Origin of the sequence: Thioclava arctica (genome assembly GCF_040892615.1) — a bacterium.
Lineage (GTDB): Bacteria > Pseudomonadota > Alphaproteobacteria > Rhodobacterales > Rhodobacteraceae > Thioclava > Thioclava arctica.
Map to the genome: position 1 here is coordinate 40,824 of NZ_JBFRYC010000006.1, position 19,113 is coordinate 59,936.

Here is a 19,113-nt window from a genome sequence, read left to right on the forward strand (position 1 = left end):
ATGGTGGCGCGCGCGGCGCAAGAAATTGCTCCGGGTATGGTGGTCAATCTGGGAATTGGCTTGCCAACACAGGTCGTCAACCATTTGCCTGCCGATTTCCCGGTCTGTCTGCATTCCGAAAATGGCCTGACGGGCATTGGTGCGATGCTGCCGTATGATGAGGCAGATCGTAATCTGATCGACGCGGGCGGGGCCTATGTTTCGACCATTCCCGGCTCGGCGTTTTTCGACAGTGCGGTGTCTTTTGCGCTGGTGCGCTCGGGGCGGCTTGATCTGACGCTGCTGGGCGCTTTCGAGGTGGCGCGCAATGGTGATCTGGCGAACTGGAAGATTCCGGGTAAGTTTTCTCCGGGGGCAGGCGGCGCGATCGAGCTGGCGCAAAAAGCGCGCCGCGTGGTGGTGATGACCACCCATTGCGACCGCAAGGGCAATCCGAAACTGCTGGACGCCTGCACGCTGCCGTTGACGGCACGAGGCCGAGTGGCGCGGATTTATACGGATATGGCGGTGGTGGATGTGACGCCAAATGGCTTTGCGCTGCGCGAACTGGCCACCGGCGTCAGCGTGGCAGAGCTTCGTGCCGCGACGGGCGCCCCGATCGCCATCCCGCAATCCGACATTCCAACCTTTTGAGGCCGATGATGGACCAAGACCTGCAAACCCGGCTTCTCAGCGCGGTCGATGACCTGTTTGATAGCGAAGTCGCGTTCCTGAGCGAGCTGACCGCGCATCCCTCGACGCGCGGGAATGAGCAAAGCGCACAGGATTTCATGGCCAGCGCGCTGGCCGAGCGTGGCCTTGAGGTGGACCGCTGGCAGATTGAGTTGGACAAAATCCGCGATCTGCCCGGTTTTTCGCCGGTGATCGGGGAGTATGAAGATGCCATGAATGTGGTGGGCAGCCATCGCAGCACGACCCGCAAGGGCCGTTCGCTGATCCTGAACGGCCATATAGATGTCGTGCCCGCGGGGCCGCTGGATATGTGGGACAGCCCACCTTTCTCGCCCCATGTCGATGACGGTTGGCTCTATGGGCGCGGGGCAGGGGATATGAAGGCGGGGCTGGTCTCTAACCTCTTTGCGCTGGATGCGCTGCGCCATCTCAATCTCGCGCCCGCAGCAGATGTTTTCTATCAATCGGTGGTCGAAGAGGAATGCACTGGCAACGGTGCCTTGGCCTGTCTCGAGCGCGGCTATCGAGCCGAGGCCGCGCTGATCCCCGAACCGTTCGAAGAAAAACTGGTCAGCGCCCAACTTGGCGTGATCTGGGCGCAGGTGCATCTGAAGGGCCTGCCGACCCATGTGGCCTATGCTGGCAGTGGCGCGAACGCGATCGAAGCCGCTATTCCGCTGATTGCCGCACTTCACACGCTTGAAGAGCGCTGGAACGCGCCGGGGTGTCGCCATGGCGACTATGCGCATGCCCATCATCCGATAAACCTTAATATCGGCAAGATTGAAGGGGGCGATTGGGCCAGTTCCGTGCCTGCTTGGTGTGTTTTTGACATGCGGATCGCGATCTATCCGGGGCAGGACATCGACGCTGCGAAAGCGCAGATTGAAGAGGTACTGATGGCGGCCGCACGCGAGAACGCCTTCTTGAAGAATTCCCTGCCTGAAATCGTCTGGCACGGTTTTCTCGCCGAGGGCTATGCGCTGAGCGACGACACATCCGCTACGGCAAAAGCCGCAATTGGCGCATTGGATGCCGCGCATTTCGCGGTCAATGATCGCGCCCTTGATCGGATGGCGATCACTGCGACGACAGATGCGCGTTTCTTTGGTCTGTATGCCGACACGCCAGCGCTGGTCTATGGCCCGCGCGCCGAGGCCATTCACGGTTTCAACGAGCGGGTGGAGCTGGAAAGCCTCCGCCGCATCACACAAAGCACCGCCCTGTTCATCGCGAACTGGTGCGGCACCGAAACGATCTGAGGTTCAACATGCGCGAAGCTGTCATCGTCTCCACCGCGCGCACCCCTATAGGCAAGGCCTATCGTGGCGCGTTCAACAATCTCGAAGGGCCAGCGTTGGCAGCCCATGCAGTCAAGGCGGCCGTGACGCGCGCCGGGCTGGAAGGGGGCGAGATTGAAGATGCCGTCTTCGGTTGTGCTCTCACGCAGGGCACGACAGGTGTCAACGTCGCGCGCCATATTGCGCAGGCCGCTCATCTGCCCGACAGCGTGGCCGGGGTGACGCTGGATCGGCAATGCGCATCGGGGCTGAATGCGATCGCGTTGGCGGCGCATATGGTGACAAGCGAAGGCGCTGATGTCGCCCTGGCAGGCGGGCTCGAATCCATTTCGCTGGTTCAGAACGCAGAATGGAACGGGTCTCACTACCGCGCGCCGGGCGTTCGCGATGCCTATTACCTGTCGATGATCGAAACGGCAGAAATCGTCGCGCAGCGCTACGGTGTCAGCCGTGCCGCACAAGATGCCTATGCGCTGCAAAGTCAGCAACGCATGGCGCGTGCTCAGGCAGCGGGCCTTTTCGCAGATGAGATCGTTCCCGTCGACGCGATGAAAATCGTCACCGATAAGGCGAGCGGCGAGACCAGTATGAAGCCGGTCAGGTTGGAGGCAGATGAGTGCAATCGTCCGACGACAGAGTTAGAGGGGCTCGCAAGCCTCAAACCCGTTCTGGGGCCTGATAAATGTGTCACTGCTGGCAATGCCAGTCAGCTTTCCGACGGGGCATCGGCCTGCGTGATCATGGAGAGCGCCGAGGCGACCCGGCGTGGTTTGACCCCGCTTGGGGCATTCCGGGGCTTTGCGGTGGCAGGCTGCGCCCCCGAGGAAATGGGGATAGGTCCGGTCTTTGCGATCCCACGCCTTCTGGACCGGGCGGGACTGTCGATGGATGATATCGATCTCTGGGAAATCAACGAAGCCTTTGCTGCCCAGCTTCTGTATTGCCGCTATAAACTGGGGATTCCGGACGAGAGGCTGAACGTGAATGGCGGGGCGATTTCGATCGGCCATCCTTACGGCATGTCGGGGGCGCGTATGGCGGGACATATATTACTGGAAGGCAAGCGCCGCGGCGCACGCTACGGCGTTGTGTCGATGTGTATCGGCGGTGGTCAGGGGGCTGCAGGGTTGTTCGAAATCTTCTGACGTTCTTGGTGCGTGCCTGTATCCGCCAATTTCGGGCCCAATCAGAAGTGAACAACTGACCATTTGTTGGACAGTATCTGGCGTAAATTTGTAAGGTGCGGCGGCTCGCGGAACATCGAGTTTGGTGAGTATAGCTTTTCTCTGAGGGCGTCGTAAGGCGTTTTGCCGCTGTGAACTTCATGGGGCCTGTGGAAGTTGTAGAACCGTTCCCATTCCGCCCGTTTTGCCTCGAGATCGACGTCACCTTTATAGCTGAGAAACTGGTATAATTCCAGGCTGTCAGATCTGTGCAATCGCTCGACTTTGCCGTTCAGTTGCGGTGTTCCGCATCTGATATAGGCGTAGCGGATACCAATATCCTCGACGTGCCAGTGAAACTTTGCTTGGAACTCGTGACCGTTATCAGTGCGGAGTTCCTTTATGCCGAAGGGGAACTTCTCAATGATGTGGTCGACAAAATCGATCGCATTGGCTTGAGTATGCTTGATATTTTCAGGGCGCGAACCCGGGTGACGTCGCCAATAGCTGTATACTGGAAGCGATGGTTTTTCTCACCCTATTGTCCATTGGATGTCAGGAACTTGACGTCCACTGGATGTGATGCTCTGGAACTTGTTTGTTGTAGCGCTTGGCATGACGGGAGCCGCGCGGAAGCCGGTTCATACCGTTGCGACGAAGGATGCGCAGAATCTCGCGTTGATCCTTGGTCATTGAACATCTCCTTCGCTCGAAACCTACGCGCTAAATGAAAATGTTCCGCGAGCAGCCGCACCTTACAATTTGCTGCGGCGTGCTCTCAAGGCGCCTCAAGGGGCTATTCAGAGAGACGCACGCCTGAACGCCGAAATCCATGTCCGCATCGCGATCATGAAAGTTCCTCCGACCTCGGCCTGCCACAATCGCTCGCATCGCAGGACGTCAGTGGGGAAAGGGGATGTCACGCCTCAAGCGTGAGTTCTGCAAAAGTGCCGTTCCCGATCCATAAAACCGCATACGTCTTGTAGTTGATTTAGGGAGTTAGAACTAAAGTTGCAGAGCCTAAGATTCAGTCGAAAATTCTCTAAAGCTCTTTTTTTTCAATCCGTTGCTGACCAGCTTCAGGTTCGTGCAATGAATATCACGCAAGCGGGATTTGCGAGCGGCTGGTTTGCCTCTGACAGTCAACTTATCTGCGACATGCCTTCGCAAAAGGCGTCGTCCCCAAGAAAAGTCATGAGGTTAAAATGCAAACCACTATTACCATTCGCACTCTCGCAGCCACTGCACTTGTCGTGATCTGGAGCGCTGGCAGCGCATCTGCGGGTCTGTTCTGGGCGCCCTCTGCCGCGACAAAAACGTCAAGCAGCGCGCTGCATTATCACGATGGCACCTATCGCGGCCCCTCAGTGCGCCAGTATTACGGATATGTTCAGGCCCAAGCCCATATCAAAAACGGAAAGATTGTCGCAATTGATATCCTGCGCTCTCCTACTGATCGGCGGACAAGCCGATACATCAATTCGATCGCCCTTCCGCGTCTCAAATCCGAAATTGTTCAGGCACAGAATACCCATGTCTCGAATGTCTCGGGCGCGACCTTGACGAGCGATGCCTTCCTCGCCTCCACGCACGCGGCTCTTCTGCAATCTTTGAACTGATCTGAGGGGATATGACCAAAATCACCCGGCTCATGATGGGAATGCCAATTTCCATAGACCTGCCTGATCTTGAAGAGACCGACCTGATCGATGAGGTCTTTTCCGAGTTCGCCAGAGTGGATGCGCGCTTTAGCCCCTATCGCGATGACAGCGAGTTGAGCCGTCTCAATGCGGGGACTTTGCGCGCCGATGAAATCAGCGCGCAGATGCGCGAAGTTCTCGAGATTGCCCGCGACATATCGGCTGAGACGGGCGGCTATTTTAACCCGCTGCGCCCGGATGGAGATCTCGATCCATCCGGGGTGGTCAAAGGTTGGGCGATCTTGCGTGCCGCACGCCAGATTGCCGCGGCAGGACAGACGAATTTCTGCGTGAATGCGGGGGGTGATATCCAATGTGCCGGCAGGGATGCGCATGGCATGGACTGGCGGATAGGCATTCAAAGTCCGTTCAATCCAGATCACGTCGTCAAGGTGGTGACGCCGAAAGGGGGCGGCATGGCGACTTCTGGCAGCTATGTGCGCGGGAACCACATCTACAACCCGCATCAACCGTCCGAGCCTATAACCGAAGTCGTCTCATTGACTGTTATTGCTCCAGACGTTCTCACCGCCGACCTGCACGCGACCGCAGGTTTTGCAATGGGCGCACGCGGTATCTATCACATCGAGGCCATGGCTGGCCTCGAAGGCTATGCAATTGCCCCCGATGGCACTGCGCTGGCAACAACCGGTTTCAAGGAGTTTGTAGCCTGATGATGACCCTGATTTCACGCGTGCTGAACGGCACGACCATGTATCGCTTGATGATCTACTATCTCGGCGCATTGTTTGTCGCAGGTCTTGGCCTTGCTGTGGCCGGCGCCACGTTCATGAGCCCGTCCTCGTTGCTATTCTCACTTGTCGTCACCTTTGTCAGTGCTTGGGGAACCAATCGTCTTTTCGGCTATGTCCTCAGGCTGCCGCTTAACGCGGAATCGGTGCATATCACGGCGCTGATCCTGGTGTTGATCATGCCGCCAGCGGTGCCGAGCGAACCGATGTCCATCCTTGGAGTTGTTGTGGCCTCAGTTGTGGCGATCGGGTCGAAATTCGTGCTGACCATCGGGCATAAGCATATCTTCAACCCGGTGGCGATCGGGGCTGTGGCGGCGGGCCTTTTGGTCAATCAGCCGGCGGTCTGGTGGGTTGGCGGCAGTCCGACCTTGTTGCCTTTGGTCGTGATCGGAGGGCTTCTGGTGACCCATAAGGTCCAGCGCCTCGGCATGATCGCCAGCTACCTTTTGGCAAACCTCGCAGCCGTTGTGCTGACGACCCCGCCCGAGATGCTGGGGATGGGGCTGCAGCAGGGCCTGATCTATTCGCCGCTGTTCTTTGCCGGTTTTGCGATGCTGACCGAGCCGCTGACCGCTGCGCATGGGCGCTGGTCGCGCCATATCTACGCGATCCTCGTTGGGGCGTTGTCCTCGCCCAATATTCACATCGCCAACTTTTACTTCTCGCCCGAGCTCGCCTTCCTTGTGGCCAATCTCTACGCATGGGCGGCCAGCCCCAAGGGACGGTTCCGCCTTGAGCTTCTTCATGTCGAGCGTATCGCGGCTGATTGCTATGACTACGTCTTTCGGTCAGATCGGCGTTTGAACTTCCGCGCCGGGCAATATCTGGATTGGACGTTGGGCGTGCGCAAACCCGACAATCGCGGCAATCGGCGGACCTTCACCATTGCCTCGTCCCCGTCGGAAGATCACGTTCGTCTGGGGGTGAAATTCTACTCCGGTCCCAGCGCCTTCAAGCAACATCTGTGCGAGATGTCGCCCGGCGATGCTATTTACGGCTCACAAATCGCGGGAACGTTCACCTTGCCACGCAATCCGCGCCGCAAAATTCTGCTAATCGCCGGCGGGATCGGGATCACCCCGTTCCGCAGCATGATTCAGGATTTGCTCGACCGTGGCGAGCAGCGTGACATCATCTTGCTCTATGGCAATCGGCAGGCCGAGGATATTGCCTACATGCCGCTGCTTGCGCGTGCCGAGCGCGAGTTGGGGCTGCGAGTCATTCATGCTGTGTCACAAGCCGAGGCAAGGTTGGACAATCTTCATCCCGGTCGGATTGATGCGCAATTGATGGCGCGGGAAGTGCCCGATATCGCGGAACGCTATATCTATGTGTCGGGGCCCACCTCCATGGTATCGACCTTTCGCAAGGCCTTGCGCAGTTGTGGGGCATCGCGCCGCCGGATACACACCGACCTGTTCCCGGGGTTTGGCTGACGGCGCACGCTTAGAACAGCCGGTCGGTACGGATGCGCACCCGCTCGCGCAGATGCGGCTGGCAGCAGATTGATGCAGCAGTGCACCCAAGTGGAAGGCGGTTAAGGGAAAATTCTGCATAAAATCAGGCTCAGGACTTTGGTAACGGGGCCGTCCCAGTCAAGTGATTTTGTACATGGGCGGCCAGCCGCTGATGTGCAGTTTTTACTTTGGTTCTTTCTAGGCCGCCCTGCTGTCACCACCGCCTTCGTTTGATATCCTCCCGGGTGCATGCTTCGGTCCGTTGGCAGCGCCTGGCTGCCAACATGATGCTGGTTCAATGCAATTCCGACGTGCCCATCTCATTGGCGTGCTCGATTTGGATCGGCAACAGTCCTGACCACGGCATCATCGGAACCGCGTCCCTGGGGGGACCTCGATGGCCTGCTGTTCGGCAGACAACGGTTGGAAACTCAAGTCTTCAGGCTGCATGTGGCACGATCATGTCAGACTGGAAGTGGGTATCATCGAACCACATCCGATGAAGGATCACACCGATACGCCTGGCCAAGGCGATCATTCCCTGCTGGACGGCCTTGCGGGCACCGAGCAAGGCACGGACTTCTTGCGCCGAAACGGATTTGCAGTGAACGGGCCGGAACCCGGCAAGGGAAGGGTTCCTTGTAGGCCATGGCGATCAAGACGGACCGGCGGGACGCCGAGGGCATTGCGCGCCTGCTTTACCTTGGCTTGTTTCTATCCCCACAGCATCAATCCCGGCTACAGTCAGGTCACGATGCAGCCACTGTGATAACGGATCGGTTGAAGACCGACCGCCGCAATTGTGCCGTCCAAGTCATCCAGCCAAGCCGCCAAAGCCGCAGGTTCACTCGGAGCCTCGGCTAACTTGATGATTTTGCCATGCTCGCGGATCACGCAGATCGAGGTTTTGGCCAGTGATACGTCCAGTCCTACAAACCGTCTTATCCCGTAGTCCTCCGTGTGGATCCAATACGGGAACGGCGACAGCTTGCCTCTTATCTTGCAAGCGGCAACGGGCATTACGCGACGCAGGCCCCGTTATAGCATCTCATCGCCAATAAATGAGGGTTGCAGCGAGGGCGATAACCGAAAGGAAGACCTTTGGGCAGCGATCATACCGCGTTGCAACGCGGCGCCAGTCCTAGAGCCTGCGAAACATGATCTCGATGTGGTTACGGTGTTTGTATCGCCGCTTGTCGTATTTCACGGGCGTCTTGCGTTGTCTGCGACCCTACATACAAGCGAGTATGCCCTTGTCTTTCAATGCTTCTCTAAACCAGTCGGCGTAGTATACGCGATCCGCTGTCCGGCAGCCGAGTCGCAGTTTCGATGAGAGGGCCCGAGAAGCCACTCGACCTTTGGCGAATTGCTCAGTAATGCCCGCGCTCCGATGTAATCACTGACCTGGCCAGCAGTGACGCATAGACTGAGGGGCCGGCCCTGGCCGTCACGCACAGCATGCAGCTTGGTCCCTCTCGGGCCATTGCAGTGCATTGCTCTTCTGGGCAATGGAACAGTCGCCCACGCCCCCCTTTTTCTCGCCTATATTTTTCGCGGTGCGGTGCATCTTGCACCGTCTCGTGATTTGCATGCAAACAACTGCCGGGCAGTGGATAGCGCTCGTCCGTTGCCCTCTCATTGATTGCGCAGCAGTTAATGAGAGGGAGCATGATCGGCCCCGGCACTGTCGCCTCGACAGCCAATCCTTCGAAGTTCTTGGCGAATACGCCCGTCCCGCTCTAGCGCTTGGTGAGCCTCTTGCGCAAGCTATTTTCCCGGGGCGCATTGCGCCACTTCAACCCATTGGGCTTGACGAATACTATCTCGCTCAAAACACGCCTGTCATCAACCCGTGGCTTGCCGTTGCTGTTCGGAAAATACGGTCCACGCCGCTCCATCTGCTCGTCGATCAGCCGGAAAAAAGCTCATTGAACTCCCCTCTAGATGGAGAGAGTGAAACACCTCGCAAAGGTCATCGCAAGCCGAGGAATGGAGCTTGAGCCTAAAGCCATATGATCTCACCATCATCTTCGCGTGGCATCACTTTTTTTTCGTGAGCCGGATTAAGGCTGTCAACCAACTCATGTAGACGCAGTCGCGACAATATTGGCTCTGCTTGCAGCGGTATGCCTTTGGGGATCTCGACCGCAACATCTGACATTAACCGCCCCAAATCCTCAAGAGATTGCGTGATACGGTCGATGCCTTGCAGGCCACGGATGACTTGTGCATCGGTATCAGCAGGCAAGGAGCAATTTGAAAGCGCTCGCTGCACATCCGTTGAAAGGCGCGCCAGTGTCTCAAGTTCTTCACCAACGCGCGCAGCCAGCGTATCAAGCGCCATTGCGTGATGCGACATTTGATCTTTTTTTTGGCGTGATTCCATTTTTTACAAACGCCCCACAACTGCTTCAATACAGGCTTTGAGCTCTTGTGGAGTGAACGGTTTTTTGAGGAAGTTATTCATTCCTAGTTTTCGTCCAGTCTCGATAATTTCACGATCTGCGCGACCAGTGATCAAGATAAATCCTACCGATTTCGATTTTGGGTGGGTGCGAAGAGCGTGTAGTAGTTGTAGCCCGTCCATACCCGGCATGTTGTAATCTGAGATAACCAAATGAACGGGCGATTTTTCGAGGATTTGCATTGCGCCGTGGCCGTCGGTTGCAGAGCCAACCTGGCGAACCCCCATCGCATCCAACGCTTGGGTGATCAGTCCCCGACTGGTGGACATGTCATCAACGACCATAATACGTATCTGGTCTCTTAGGGCCATGTTGTGTCTCCGGACTTGGGGCCCGACTCGGGCAAGCGGTATGTAGTCACTCCGGCAGAGGTCAGTTGACTGCCAGGAACGGGTGTGATGCGTTCAGAATGCCCTAGGAAAAGCCAACCTCCTGGGGCAAGTTGGTTTTCAAATCTTTGCCAAAGTTTCGCTTGTGCTGGGGGATCGAAATAGATCACCACATTGCGACAAAAAATTACGTCGAATTTACCCGACATTGGCCATGGATTGTGCAAGTTCAATTCTTTGAACGACACCAGTTTCCGCAATGGCGCGATCACCTCGGCGCCGGCATCGCAGGCGCTGAAATACTTTCGTTGCAAGTCGGTCGGGATCGGTTCAATCGCCGTTTCGGGATAGATGCCTGAGCGCCCGCGTGCGATCATCATGGGGTCAATATCCGAGGCAAGGATGCGGATGTCGAGGCGGTCGAAATCAGGCGCCAACTCCGCCAGAACCATCGCGATTGTATAGGCCTCTTGACCGTTCGAACTTCCCGCCGACCAGATGCGCACCCGACCACCTGCACGCGCCCGCGCAATCAGCGGAGGCAGAGCATTAGTGCGCAACGTGTCAAAATGGTGCTTTTCGCGGAAAAAATGTGTCACATTTGTCGTTAGCGCTGAGATCATTTCACGACGTTCCGCGATACCCTCACTTGAGCGCACGAGCGCGATATAACTCGCATAATCATTAAGTTGCAGCGCGCGAAGCCGTTTGGCGAGGCGCGATTGCACCATTGACGTTTTTCCCGGCGCAATGACGATCCCGGCCGCTTCGTGCAAGATCGTGGCAATAGTATTCAGTTCTGCTTCGCTTGGTACAATCTGCCTGAGCGATCCGGGAGGGAGAGGAGTTTGCGTATTCATGCCGCCTCGACAGCGTCTTCGGGCAGAACCGATGCAAGATCAAGAACGCGGATCATCCGGCCTTCGACAATGGTGAGTGCCGAAATATAGCTATGTGCGGAGTCGGCGGCGAGATCGGGGGGGGGCTGCAAATCCGTGCGCGGCAAATTCAAAATGTCGGATACAGCATCAACAAGGAGCCCAGCGGTTTGTGCCCCCATCTGCACGACGATGATGACGTTGCGCGCATCCCCCATGACCGGAGCCATCCCAAGGCGGACAGAGAGATCCACAACCGGCAATACCGTGCCGCGCAAGTTAATTACTCCGCGTACAAAGTCGGGGGCGTGCGGCAACGGCGTTGCACGCGTCCAGCCGCGAATTTCGCGTACGGACATGATATCGACGCTGTATTCCTCTTCGCCAAGTCGGAAAGAAAGTAGTTCGACTTCAGAGGCGCTGGTTTTTTTGTTTGTGTTTTCAGTCATGGTCCTATCCTGCAAGGGCGATATCAAAGCCGCGGGTGCGGCCCGATGCGTTTTGGACGAGGTCGGCGGGGTCGAGGATCAGGGCGATTTGCCCATCGCCAAGAATTGTGGCGGCAGCGACGCCTGGAATATGGCCGTAGGACTGTTGCAGCCCTTTGATGACCACTTGGCGCTGTTCCATGATCGCATCAACGACCAGGGCCGAGCGTTCGCCATCGTCTTGTGCTGTGAGCAAGACAATGCCGCCTTCATAGGATGATTTCGGTGCCCGGTAGCCCAGTTCTGCCCCTAGATCGTAGAGAGGGACGAAATCGCCGCGTACATGAATGACATTGGTTTGTGGCCCGAGCGATCGAATGTCGTCGCTCGTCAGTGTCGCAGTTTCGATAATGGCAGAAAGTGGGACAACCAGCGTCTCTCCTGCGACATTGATCACCATCCCATCAAGCACAGCGAGAGTAAGGGGCAGCGATATTGAGAAGCGGGTGCCTTTGCCGGGCTCGGACGTGATCGCAATCCGCCCGCCCAGCGCCTGAATGGAGCTGCGCACAACATCCATGCCGACCCCACGACCCGAAAGGGCAGAGATTTGATCCGCTGTTGAAAACCCGGGCAAGAAGAGAAGATTGTCGATTTCGCCATCAGACAGGTTTGCTTCGGGCGGTACCAATCCTTTGGAAATTGCTTTTTCCAAAACCTTTTTGCGATTGATTCCTGCACCGTCATCGGTGATCTCGATGACCACGCGGCCCGATCGGTGCTGCGCAGAGAGGGTGATGACCCCTTCACGCGGTTTACCGGCAGCTTCACGAATGTCAGGGGTCTCGAGCCCATGATCAACGGCATTGCGGATCATGTGGGTCAGCGTGTCTGCCAGCCGTTCAATAACCGTCTTATCGACCTCGGTCGCCTCACCTTCAGTGCGCAGGCGCACCTCTTTTGCCACGGCGGCAGATGCCTCGCGCACGATCCGGCCCATGCGCTGGAACAGAGGTTTCACGGGTTGGGCGCGGATCATCATGACGCTGTCTTGGATGTCGCGCGTGAGCATCATGAAGGCTTCGAGACCGGTCATCACCTTTGAATTTTGCGGCAATCCGGCCTCGGCGACGGATTGTGCCAGCATTGCCTGGTTGATCACCAATTCGCCCACAAGGTTCACCAGCCTGTCGATGCGTTCGAGATCGACACGCACCGTAGCCCCCGGTTCAGCGGTTGCATTGGCTTGAGGGGCGCCCTTGAGTGGGGGGGCGACGGGGGCAGGGGCCGCGGCCGGCTTATCTGCGGGCGCAGTGTTGTTTGGCTCGGATTCAGGCGGCTCTGTTGGGACAACATCTGTAGGCGCGACGGAATTTGGGGCGGCTTCGATCTGTGGCGCTAGGTCCGCAAGGGGCAAATTATCATCTGCTTCGGGCGTTGTCTGCGTTTCACGCGTCAGCTCAAGACTGCAGACGTCCTCGACGAAATCGAAAACTTCGCGAATATCGCTTTCGTCCAACTCGCCCGGGAGGGTTGCGTGCCAGCTTAGATAGGACTGCTGCGTATCGAGAGCGTCGAATTCCGGTAGCGCCGTCAAGTCGCATCGTACCGTTACATCACCCAATTCTCGCAAAGTGCGCAACAAATGCGCCGGATCATTGCCCGAAGCATAGAGAGCATCGCTGGGCGTAAAGGTCAGTGACCATGCGGCATCGTGTTCTGAAGCGCCGTCATCGAGCGAGGGCAGCCCAAAATCGCCGAAGTCGGCATCGGTGATCCCCAGATCAAGGCTTAGCCCCATCGGTTGGAAATCGCTTACGTCCTCTTCGACCGGCGCGGGGAGCGCATCTCCCATCAACGCCTCTAGTTCTTGCAAGCAAGCCTCGGAGCCGTCGGGTTCGGGTAAACCATCGCGCGCGGCCGAAACTTGATCGGCTAGAAAATCGGCGGTGTGAAAAAACAATTTGAGCGAGCCATGGTCGATCTCGAGCCGCCCCGAACGCACCTCATCCATGACGGTTTCGTAGCGATGTGCAAAGGCGACCAGCGCATCAAGACCAAACGCGCCCGCGCCGCCCTTGATTGAATGCACAGCCCGAAAGACCACGTTGATCGTTTCACTGTCATAGTTACCCTCATCCATATCGGTGAGCGCATCTTGCAAGCTTTCGAGCAGCTCATCGCATTCAACAAAGAATGAGGCCTTGATTTCTGCCATCGGGTCCGTGGACATCGCTCTCTCCTTAGCCAGCGACCATATTGAGCGCTTTTACAAGTTTGCTTGGATCAAAGGGTTTTACGATCCAGCCCGTGGCCCCGGCAGCGCGTGCGCGAGCCTTCAACTCGGGGGCAGATTCGGTGGTGAGCACGAGGATCGGGGTTGCGCGATGTTTGTCCTGCCCGCGCACCGCCTCGATAAAGCCAAAGCCATCAAGGCGCGGCATATTTATATCGGAGATGATGGCGTCAGGCTCGATCCCCTCGAGAACCTCAAGCCCGTGCAGCCCGTCTTCGGCAAGATACAGTTCAAACCCCGCATCATTGAGCGCGAGCTTGAGCATATCACGAATTGTGCGGCTGTCATCGACCGCGAGAACTTTCAGGCTCATGCGGCCTCCGTGGATTGCAAATCGTTGAGGGACACGCCGAGATGATCGAGCGCGGCGTTGAAAGACTCTGATCTCGGGGTGATGCAGAACGAATGGCCCGATTGGCGCCATTGTGCCGCGGCCGCCGCCAGCACTTGCAAGCCAAGCCCGCCGAGCAGCGTCACGCCCCCTGCGTCCAGCTCAAGATCGCCGCCTTTGCGCGCGCTGATGGTTGCGCCAAGGTCTGCGACAGTGGACAGGTCGAGCTTGGCCGGAAGCACGAGCGCACTCATCGGCTGACCTCGACAGTCTTTGTGAAATGTTGACGCACGAGCATCCCCTTTCATACGGTGATGAAAGAGGTTTAGCGCCCAGCGGTTAAAATAGGCTTGACGGAATTGGAATTATTGCGCGGCGATCCGCGATTGGCAAAAAGCGGCGCAGCCATGCAGCGCTGCGTAGTCATCCTCGATCACATAGATCGGGAAAGCCCGCAGAAAGTCCGAGAACCGACCCTTGGCATGCATCGCCGCGCGAAAGCCGAACTCTTCAAGCCATGGCACTACGCCGCGTGCAGCACCACCGATCAAGTAAATGCCGCCAAAGGGAAGATGCGTCAGCGCCAGATCCCCGACCACACGGCCCAAGGTCTGCACGAACATCTGACCCGCCGCGCGCGCAGTGGCATCACCGCGCGAGATTGCGGAAAGGATTTCAATTCCCGGCACTGTGGCCTCGTCTTGGCCCGCCATATAAGCATAGAGCCGCTCCAGTCCGCGCCCGGACACGACATGCTCGACGCTGGCGAAATCATGCTTGGCCTCAAGGTAGCGCTTGAGGGCGAAATCTTCGTCAGACTGACAGGGTAGGGTGGTGTGACCTGCCTCTGAGGGCGGCACGACGCGCCCGCCGGGCCCTTCATGCACGGGGGCTGCATTAAACCCGGTGCCCACCCCGACCACAAGACGCGCCGCATCGGCGCGCGCTGGCTGTCCAGGCACCAGCAAACGCAACGCATCTGCCGCCAGATGGCCCAGCGCATGCCCCTGTGCCTGCAGATCGTTGAGCACAAAGACCTGTTCGGCCCCGGTGACGCGCGCGATATTTTGCGCCTCGATCACCCAGGACAGGTTGGTCATGCTGGCCACATCATCGCGCACAGGCCCTGCCGCCGCCACGCAAGCGCCCGCCAGATCATGAACGTTCTCAGCCGCTATATAGTCGGCCAAAATCTCTTCGAGCGAGGCACGCCCGCTATTGGAAAAACGCTTGATCGAGGCGGGCAGCATCTTCTTGCCCAGCGCCAACGCCACGCGGGTGTTGGTGCCCCCGATATCGGCCAACAATGTATAGCGATCTTCCGTGCTCATGAGCCTGTCCTCAGCGCGTTTTTCCACGCCAGATAGGACGCTTTGGGGGTACGCTGCAAGGTTTCGAAATCGACATGCACCAGCCCAAAGCGCTTTTCATAGCCCAAAGCCCATTCGTAATTGTCCATCAAGGACCACGCCATATAGCCCTTCACCGGCGCGCCGTTGGTGATAGCGGTTTGAACCGCCTTGAGGTGATCGGCGTAATAGGCGATGCGCGCGGGGTCGTGGACGGCGCCTGCGCTGACCTGATCGGGCGAGGCCATGCCGTTCTCGGTCACATAGAGCGGCAAATCGCCGGTATAGTCGCGCGCAACTCGGGTCAGGAAGTCTGACAGGCCTTGGGGGTAAATCTCCCATCCCATTGCGGTTTTGGGCAGCGGACCTTCGACCTCGTGATGGGCGGGCCAAGCGCCGCCGCAGGGTGCGATCCGCTTGCAGGTATAGTAATTGAGCCCGAACCAGTCGAGCGGCGTCTGGATGGTGGCGAAATCATCCTGCCAGCCCTTGGGCATATGGGGGGCGAAACCCTCCATCACCTCGGCGGGATAGGTGCCCTTGAAGAGACCTTCGACGAAGAAGCGGTTGTAATAGGCGTCATACAAGCGCGTAGCGGCTTGGGTTTCGGGGCTGTCATCGGCGGGCAGGGCGGCTTCGAAATTGCAAACTGCGCCGAGGTTGGTCATGCCATTGCTGCGCATCACCTGCGTCGCCGTGCCATGCGCCAGCAGGACGTGATGCATGGCATGCGCCGTCGCGCGGATGTCGCGCAGGCCCGGCGCGTGGTGGCCCAGAAAATGGCTAAGCCAGCCGACGCACCATGGCTCATTGATCGGGGCAGCCGACCAGAGGCGATCGCCCAGACGATCCGCGATGACTTGCGTGAAATCGCCAAACCAGCCCGCGATATCGCGGTTTTGCCAGCCTCCCAAAGCGGCCAACGTCGAAGGCAATTCCCAGTGATACAGCGTCAGCGCCGGTTTCAACCCGCGCTCCAACATCCCATCGACCAGCCGGTCGTAGAAATCGAGACCCTGCGCATTCACCGCGCCGCGCCCCTCGGGCATCACCCGCGCCCAGGAGGTCGAAAAACGATAAAGATCAAACCCCGCGCCCGCGATCAAATCGAGGTCTTCTTCCCAGCGATTGTAGTGATCACAGGCCAGATCACCATTTTCAGCGCGGACCACATTGCCCGGCGTGGCGGCGAAGGTGTCCCAATGGGTGGAACCGGCACCGCCTTGGGCATGGCCCTCGATCTGATAGGAAGAGGTCGCAACCCCAAATTGAAAATCTTTGGGGAAATCAGCGCGTTTGGGAAGCATCTTAAACCTTTGTCTTAACGAGAGGGGGCGGGCCCCGTGGATTGTCCGAGCACCAGAACTGTCTCCATCAACTCAGATATGGGTTGGCGATTGCCGCTGTCGATCTGTGCAATCAACATCGTCGCACAGCGCCGTCCGGCCTCGCGCACCGAAGACCGCGTAGCAGTAAAGATCGGCTCTTGCGCGGTGCCGTTTTTCAAATAGCCCAACTCGTCATCATGGGTCACGATTGACACATCGCGCCCCATCACCAACCCCGCCTCTTCGACGGCACGTCGGGTGCCCATCGCCGACAACAGCGAGGCGGTCAGAAACGCGGTGGGGGGATTGGGAAGCGCCAGCATCGCGCGGGCATGATCATGGCCCTGCGCCTCGGTCATCTCGCCCTCGGTGATCAACTGCGCATCGATCGGAATGTCGCGGCTTTCCAGCGCGCGCTCATAGCCGCGCCTGCGTCTGCGGGCGAAATCCATATCGGAAATGCCGTTGATCAAGGCGATCCTTTGATGCCCCAGATCAAGCAGGAAATTCGTTGCCCGCTCAAACGCGCGCACATTGTTCACATCGACCCAGCTATAAGAGGTCTCGATGCCGCTGATCCGCCCATGCAGCACATAGGGCAGGCCAAGCGATTGCAGCATTGTAACGCGGTGATCATTGACGCGCGGGGCGTGGATCAGCACGCCATCGACATTGCCCTTGGAGCGCAGCTCGCCATAGGCACGCGCCTCTTCGTCATCGGGCACGATGGTCAACACCATATCGTATCCTTTGCGCGCATAGACCTCGCCAGCGCCCGCGATGAAATCGGCAAAAACCGGGTTCACAATTTCGTGGCGATCCGAAATCGGGATGATATGGCCGATGGCCATCGCACGCCCGGTTGCCAAGCGTTTGGCCTGTGTATTTGGGTGATAATTGGCCGCTTTTGCAGCAGCGCTGACGCGTGCACGCGTGGTCTCGGATACCTCGGGGTAGCCGTTGAGTGCGCGACTCACCGTTGTGGGCGAAAGCCCCAATTTTTGTGCCAGTGTCTTGAGATTCATCGCCCCAAACCGCTTTGGATATCAACGACGTTAGAGGCGCTTGGCACGGGCGTCAATGCTGTGCGTGCAGCAATGGAATTTCTGCGTCGCAGCATTTGGTGTCGCGCAATTGTAGGGGAAATAAAGCAAATTTGATTTCTCTTAACGCCGCTTAGATTGACAAGCGCAACGGGCTCTGAAACGGTTTGAAGGTCCAAAGCGCTTTGGTCCAATGGCGAGTCGTCTCGGTCGTGAAGCGCCACATACTGGGAGGAATTCATGATCAAACATCTGATGCTTGGCATCGCGGCGCTTGCGCTTAGCTCGGGGCTTGCCTCGGCGCAGGACCTTATGTTCAAGCCGGGCGATCAGCCCAATCGCTTTGATTGGCAAAGCTATGACCAATTCGCCAAGGACACCGATCTGAGCGGGCAAACGCTGACGCTCACCGGCCCCTGGACGGGCAATGACAAAAAGCTGTTCGAAAGTGTGCTGGCCTATTTTGAGGCCGCGACCGGGGCCAAGGTGAATTACTCCGGTTCAGAAAGCTTTGAGCAAGATATCGTGATCGCCGCCAAGGCGGGCACGCCCCCCAATATCGCGGTCTTTCCGCAGCCCGGTCTGGCCGCCGATCTGGCCAAGCAAGGCTACCTGACCCCGATGCCCAAAGGCACCGGCGCTTGGATCAAAGACAATTACGCCGCCGGTCAAAGCTGGGAAGATTTGTCGACCTATATGGGCAAGGATGGTCAGAAACAAACCTACACCTTCCCGTTCAAGGCCGATCTGAAATCATTGGTCTGGTATGTGCCCGAAAACTTCAAGGAAGCGGGCTATAAAGTGCCCGAGACCATGGAAGAGTTGCAGGCGCTGACCAAGAAGATCGTCGCAGATGGCGGCACGCCTTGGTGTATCGGTCTGGGATCAGGCGCGGCCACGGGTTGGCCGGCAACCGACTGGGTCGAGGACTTTATGCTGCGCACCCAGCCCCCCGAGGTCTATGATGGCTGGGTCAAGAACACTGTGAAGTTCAACGACCCTCGCGTCGTCGATGCGATCAAGGATTACGGCTGGTTTGCCAAAACCAAGGGCTATGCCCAAGGCGGCGAACAGGCCGTTGCCACGACCGACTTCCGCGACAGCCCCAAAGGTCTGTTTGATTTCCCGCCCAAATGCTACATGCACAAGCAGGCCAGCTTTATTCCGACCTTCTTCCCCGATGGCACGCAAGTGGGTAAGGATGTAAACTTCTTCTACTTCCCCGCCTATGCAAACAAAGATCTGGGCAAGCCGGTTCTGGGCGCAGGCACGTTGTTTGGGATTACCAAAGACAGCCCGGCCGCCGAGGCTTTTGTGAAGTTCCTCGAAACGCCGATCGCGTCTGAAATCTGGATGGCGCAATCGGGCTTCCTGACACCGCTCAAAAGCGTAAATCCGGCGGCATTCGCCAATGACGTTCAGCGCAATATGAACAAGATCTTGTTGGATGCGACGACCTTCCGCTTTGACGGGTCTGACCAGATGCCCGGCGAAATCGGCACCGATGCGTTCTGGAAAAACATGGTTGCTTACACCACCGGCGATGAAACCGCCGAGCAAGCCGCCGATGCCATCCAAAAGCGCTGGGACAGCATCGAGAAATAAGCCAAGCGCGCCT

The 19,113-nt window shown here is 57.9% G+C and carries 18 protein-coding genes and 2 pseudogenes; 7 read left to right on the top strand and 13 right to left on the bottom strand.

Annotation, left to right across the window (positions count from 1 at the left end):
* Genes AB4874_RS11395 through AB4874_RS11405 form a run of 3 tightly spaced genes read left to right on the top strand, consistent with a single transcriptional unit; the run spans position 1 to position 3,118 of the window.
* On the top strand, positions 1–633 hold the full coding sequence (locus tag AB4874_RS11395) for a 3-oxoacid CoA-transferase subunit B (RefSeq protein WP_438273474.1): 633 nt from the start codon (positions 1–3) through the stop codon (positions 631–633).
* Between the two features lie 8 nt (positions 634–641).
* Positions 642–1,934 (top strand): ArgE/DapE family deacylase, encoded by a 1,293-nt coding sequence (locus tag AB4874_RS11400; RefSeq protein WP_368392083.1) that lies wholly within the window; start codon positions 642–644, stop codon positions 1,932–1,934.
* 8 nt (positions 1,935–1,942) lie between these two features.
* A complete protein-coding gene (locus AB4874_RS11405; RefSeq protein ID WP_368392084.1) occupies positions 1,943–3,118 on the top strand; it encodes an acetyl-CoA C-acyltransferase in 1,176 nt (391 codons plus the stop codon).
* A gap of 131 nt (positions 3,119–3,249) precedes the next feature.
* Here the strand turns inward: AB4874_RS11405 and AB4874_RS11410 are convergent.
* A pseudogene (locus tag AB4874_RS11410) lies at positions 3,250–3,808 on the bottom strand (integrase core domain-containing protein); the annotation flags it as partial.
* 533 nt (positions 3,809–4,341) lie between these two features.
* Between AB4874_RS11410 and AB4874_RS11415 the strand changes: the two are divergent.
* From AB4874_RS11415 to AB4874_RS11425, 3 genes are read left to right on the top strand one after another with little or no spacing between them, the layout of a single operon-like run.
* The gene (locus AB4874_RS11415) at positions 4,342–4,755 is read left to right on the top strand and encodes an FMN-binding protein (protein ID WP_295535857.1); all 414 of its coding nucleotides are present in this window, start codon (positions 4,342–4,344) and stop codon (positions 4,753–4,755) included.
* 11 nt (positions 4,756–4,766) lie between these two features.
* Complete coding sequence (locus AB4874_RS11420; RefSeq protein ID WP_368392085.1) at positions 4,767–5,510, top strand: FAD:protein FMN transferase; 744 nt, start codon at positions 4,767–4,769, stop codon at positions 5,508–5,510.
* The gene (locus tag AB4874_RS11425; RefSeq protein WP_368392086.1) at positions 5,510–7,027 is read left to right on the top strand and encodes a hypothetical protein; all 1,518 of its coding nucleotides are present in this window, start codon (positions 5,510–5,512) and stop codon (positions 7,025–7,027) included. The genes AB4874_RS11420 and AB4874_RS11425 overlap by 1 nt, the downstream gene beginning before the upstream one ends.
* Positions 7,028–7,792: 765 nt before the next feature.
* Here the strand turns inward: AB4874_RS11425 and AB4874_RS11430 are convergent.
* The 12 genes and pseudogenes from AB4874_RS11430 to AB4874_RS11490 all read right to left on the bottom strand — a co-directional run bounded on the left by AB4874_RS11430 (position 7,793) and on the right by AB4874_RS11490 (position 17,477).
* A complete protein-coding gene (locus tag AB4874_RS11430) occupies positions 7,793–8,068 on the bottom strand; it encodes a hypothetical protein (RefSeq protein ID WP_368392087.1) in 276 nt (91 codons plus the stop codon).
* 28 nt (positions 8,069–8,096) lie between these two features.
* A pseudogene (locus tag AB4874_RS20065) lies at positions 8,097–8,946 on the bottom strand (IS5 family transposase).
* Between the two features lie 104 nt (positions 8,947–9,050).
* A complete protein-coding gene (locus AB4874_RS11445) occupies positions 9,051–9,434 on the bottom strand; it encodes a DUF8776 family protein (RefSeq protein ID WP_368392088.1) in 384 nt (127 codons plus the stop codon).
* A 3-nt stretch (positions 9,435–9,437) separates the two neighbouring features.
* On the bottom strand, positions 9,438–9,824 hold the full coding sequence (locus AB4874_RS11450; protein ID WP_295535846.1) for a response regulator: 387 nt from the start codon (positions 9,822–9,824) through the stop codon (positions 9,438–9,440).
* Positions 9,815–10,702, bottom strand: a complete 888-nt coding sequence (locus AB4874_RS11455; RefSeq protein ID WP_368392089.1) for a CheR family methyltransferase — start codon at positions 10,700–10,702, stop codon at positions 9,815–9,817. Before AB4874_RS11455 ends, AB4874_RS11450 begins: the two co-directional genes overlap by 10 nt.
* Positions 10,699–11,169: a chemotaxis protein CheW gene (locus AB4874_RS11460; protein ID WP_295535842.1), complete on the bottom strand. Its 471-nt coding sequence runs from the start codon at positions 11,167–11,169 to the stop codon at positions 10,699–10,701. The genes AB4874_RS11455 and AB4874_RS11460 overlap by 4 nt, the downstream gene beginning before the upstream one ends.
* A 4-nt stretch (positions 11,170–11,173) precedes the next feature.
* Complete coding sequence (locus tag AB4874_RS11465) at positions 11,174–13,381, bottom strand: chemotaxis protein CheA (protein ID WP_368392090.1); 2,208 nt, start codon at positions 13,379–13,381, stop codon at positions 11,174–11,176.
* A 10-nt stretch (positions 13,382–13,391) separates the two neighbouring features.
* Positions 13,392–13,757, bottom strand: coding sequence for a response regulator (locus tag AB4874_RS11470; protein ID WP_295535837.1), 366 nt, complete (start codon positions 13,755–13,757; stop codon positions 13,392–13,394).
* Complete coding sequence (locus tag AB4874_RS11475) at positions 13,754–14,029, bottom strand: STAS domain-containing protein (RefSeq protein WP_295535812.1); 276 nt, start codon at positions 14,027–14,029, stop codon at positions 13,754–13,756. The genes AB4874_RS11470 and AB4874_RS11475 overlap by 4 nt, the downstream gene beginning before the upstream one ends.
* 111 nt (positions 14,030–14,140) lie before the next feature.
* Positions 14,141–15,106 (bottom strand): glucokinase, encoded by a 966-nt coding sequence (locus AB4874_RS11480; protein WP_368392091.1) that lies wholly within the window; start codon positions 15,104–15,106, stop codon positions 14,141–14,143.
* Complete coding sequence (locus AB4874_RS11485; protein WP_368392092.1) at positions 15,103–16,431, bottom strand: GH1 family beta-glucosidase; 1,329 nt, start codon at positions 16,429–16,431, stop codon at positions 15,103–15,105. The genes AB4874_RS11480 and AB4874_RS11485 overlap by 4 nt, the downstream gene beginning before the upstream one ends.
* A 14-nt stretch (positions 16,432–16,445) precedes the next feature.
* Positions 16,446–17,477: a substrate-binding domain-containing protein gene (locus tag AB4874_RS11490; RefSeq protein ID WP_295535801.1), complete on the bottom strand. Its 1,032-nt coding sequence runs from the start codon at positions 17,475–17,477 to the stop codon at positions 16,446–16,448.
* 258 nt (positions 17,478–17,735) lie between these two features.
* Between AB4874_RS11490 and AB4874_RS11495 the strand changes: the two genes are divergently transcribed.
* Complete coding sequence (locus tag AB4874_RS11495) at positions 17,736–19,100, top strand: ABC transporter substrate-binding protein (protein WP_368392093.1); 1,365 nt, start codon at positions 17,736–17,738, stop codon at positions 19,098–19,100.
* The last annotated feature ends 13 nt before the right edge of the window (positions 19,101–19,113 follow it).